The sequence below is a fragment of the Pseudoxanthomonas sp. LjRoot204_2 genome (genome assembly GCF_056175765.1).
This window is the reverse complement of sequence record NZ_JBGFFG010000444.1, coordinates 1-2,642: the sequence shown is the minus strand read 5'-3', so window position 1 is coordinate 2,642 and position 2,642 is coordinate 1. Positions and strand designations below refer to the sequence as shown.

Here is a 2,642-nt window from a genome sequence, read left to right as displayed (position 1 = left end):
GCGTTGCGCTTACCGAACGCATCAGCGGCGACGCGCTGACGGACTTCGTGCTGGACAACTTCGGCGTGCCTGGCGTGCAGAGCGCCAACTTCTTCATCAACGCCGCCGACACCCGCACCGAAGGCGCCGAAGTGGTGGCCAACTGGCGGCAGGCGCTGGGCGACGGCAACCTGCTGCTGACCGGCGCTTACAGCTACGCCAAGACCGAGCTGAAGAACATCGCGTCCACGCCGGCGGAACTGCTCGCCATCGACCCGAGCTACGTCCTGTTCGGCGTGGAGGAGAGCAACACACTGACCGATGCCGCGCCGCGAACGCGCGCGCAGCTCACCGCGAACTGGGACAGCGAGCGCTGGAACCTGCTGGGCCGCGTGAGCCGCCATGGCAGCGCCAAGCGCGTGTTCAACTTCGGCGGCGGCTTCGAGCCGGAACAGACCTACGGCGCCGAGTGGCAGCTGGATGCGGAAGTCGAATACAAGGTCTCCTCGAAGTGGAGCGTGGCGCTGGGTGGCCTCAACCTGACCGACGAGTACCCGGACCTGTCGAACGAAGACATCTACTACTTCGGCAACCTGCCCTACGACGTGCTGTCGCCCATCGGCAGCAACGGCGCGTACTACTACACCCGGGTGCGCTACACCTTCTGATGGACCCCGCCGTCATCCCGTCGCAAGCCGGGATGACGGCGTAGCGTGCGCCGTGCGCACGACCGCAGGATCCGTCAACCGCCCGCCGTGCGCATGGCGCACGCTACGGAACCGCGCCCGCTCCTGTTCTGTTGGTACACGACACCGTGTCATTCCGAAGCCAGGCGCGAACGTCGCCGGGTCCCGACACCCGCCTGGATGAATGCGTAGCGTGCGCCGTGCGCACGACCGCAGGATCCCTCCACCGCCCGTCGTGCGCGCGGCGCACGCTACAGGAAGCGCGCGCGCTCCTTTTCCGTCGGCACGTGGCATGCAGTGGTGCCAAACAAGCGATATCTGTTCCGCGCGATCCAGCGGTACAGCGGATCGCGCACGGAACGCGGCACCCATGCGATGAACCCCGCCAGGCGCCATGCTCCGCCCAGCCCGGTCAGCACGCGCTGGATGGCGTCGCTGTCGGTCCACGCGCTATCGCCATCGACCAGGAGGAACGAAGCCGGATCGTCGGGGTCCAGGCCGTGCGTCGCCAGCAGCGCGCGTCCGCGCTCTGACTGCATGGCGGCGAAGCGGTAGCGGCCTTCGCCGTCATGCTTCAACAAAAAGCGTACCCAGCCGTTGCACAGCACGCAGATGCCGTCGAAGACGATGACCGGACCTTGCGGGCTGGATGAATCCCGTGTCGTCACGCAACCTCTCCATCAAACAGGATGATTCCCCCTCTCCCCGCGCGCGGGGAGAGGATGCCAACGGCGGGTGAGGGGCGAACGGAGCCTGCCACCCATCGCGCCACCGCACAGGCGCAACGCGCGATGCACTGACGCCCGCTCCCGTGTCGACAACGAGAAGCGCCCCTCATCCGCCCTCCGGGCACCTTCTCCCCGCACGCGGGGAGAAGGACAGCCATTCACTCGTTGCGTACATCCAGCCAGCCCGTGTAGTGCACCAGCAGTCCGACGAGCGGCAACGAGGCCCACACATCGAACGCGTAACGCTCGCCGTCCGTGGACTCGCGCGCGCCGACGCCGGTGAACCAGCGGGGCGGTAGCCGCACGCCGAACACGCCGACCCGGACGACGCGCCAGACTATCGCCCCGTTCACGACCTCCAGGTGGAACCCGAACGTCGCTACGCCCAGTCTTTCGCACAGCACGTCGCCCTCGCGCCACAACCGAGAGGGCATGGCGCGGCCGCCGATGTAGCGAATCCAGCGTTCGTGGTCCGCCGATGCGTCGATCTCGACGCACAGTGGGCCCGTGCCCGCGGGTGGCAGGTGCGTGGCCGCGGCGACCAGTCGCGACAGCAGGCCCGAGCCGCGTTCGACCTGCACCTCGCCGACGTACCGCTTCAGTCCCTGCGCGACATGCAGCGCGCGCACCGGTTCCGGCAGCGTGGTGAACGCCGGCCCCAGCAATGCTGCGAACAACGGGCTTACGGTTGCATCCACGCCAGCGTGGCGATGCGTCCGCTGCGGCCGTCGCGGCGGTGGGAGAAGAAGCGGTCGGGTTCGCTGATCGTGCAGAGATCGCCGCCGTGGATGTCCTCCGCCCGCATGCGGCGCGCAACGAGGCGGCGGCGCGCGAGCGCGGGCAGGTCGGCCAGCCAATGGCCCGGACGCGTCGGAGCGAAGGCCGCGGCCGCGCCCGCATCCTGCGAGACGAAGGCGTCGAACACGTTCTCGCCAACTTCATAGCGCTGCGGCCCGGCCGCCGGGCCGATCCATGCGATCACCTCCGTGGCCGGGGTGCGCATCGCGGCGAGGGTCGCTTCGAGCATACCCTTGGACAGACCCGGCCAGCCCGCATGCGCGGCGGCGATCTCGCGGCCGTCTTTCGCCGCGAATACCACAGGCAGGCAATCGGCCGTCAGGATGGCGAGCACCACGCCGGGCTCCGAGGTCACCAGCGCATCGGCGACGGGCTCCGGTGTGGCGGGGTCGGCAGGCACGTCCACGCGCACGACATCCGTGCCGTGCACCTGCTTCAACCAGTGCGGCGC

At 68.9% G+C, this 2,642-nt stretch carries 4 protein-coding genes; 1 reads left to right on the top strand and 3 read right to left on the bottom strand.

Annotated features, from left to right (window positions below):
* Nucleotides 1–647 (top strand): TonB-dependent receptor domain-containing protein (locus tag AC04L7_RS16300; protein ID WP_475513420.1); only part of this gene is annotated, 647 nt, incomplete at its 5' end.
* Between the two features lie 269 nt (nucleotides 648–916).
* Here AC04L7_RS16300 and AC04L7_RS16295 read toward each other — a convergent pair.
* The 3 genes from AC04L7_RS16295 to pgeF all read right to left on the bottom strand — a co-directional run.
* Nucleotides 917–1,333, bottom strand: a complete 417-nt coding sequence (locus AC04L7_RS16295; protein WP_435996994.1) for a thiol-disulfide oxidoreductase DCC family protein — start codon at nucleotides 1,331–1,333, stop codon at nucleotides 917–919.
* Between the two features lie 218 nt (nucleotides 1,334–1,551).
* Nucleotides 1,552–2,091 carry a DUF4166 domain-containing protein gene (locus AC04L7_RS16290; RefSeq protein ID WP_435996992.1) on the bottom strand — a complete coding sequence of 180 codons (540 nt, stop codon included), beginning with the start codon at nucleotides 2,089–2,091 and terminating at the stop codon, nucleotides 1,552–1,554.
* Nucleotides 2,076–2,642, bottom strand: a 567-nt coding sequence (gene pgeF, locus AC04L7_RS16285; protein ID WP_475513419.1) for a peptidoglycan editing factor PgeF, incomplete at its 5' end; no start/stop codon positions are given. The genes pgeF and AC04L7_RS16290, both read right to left, overlap by 16 nt.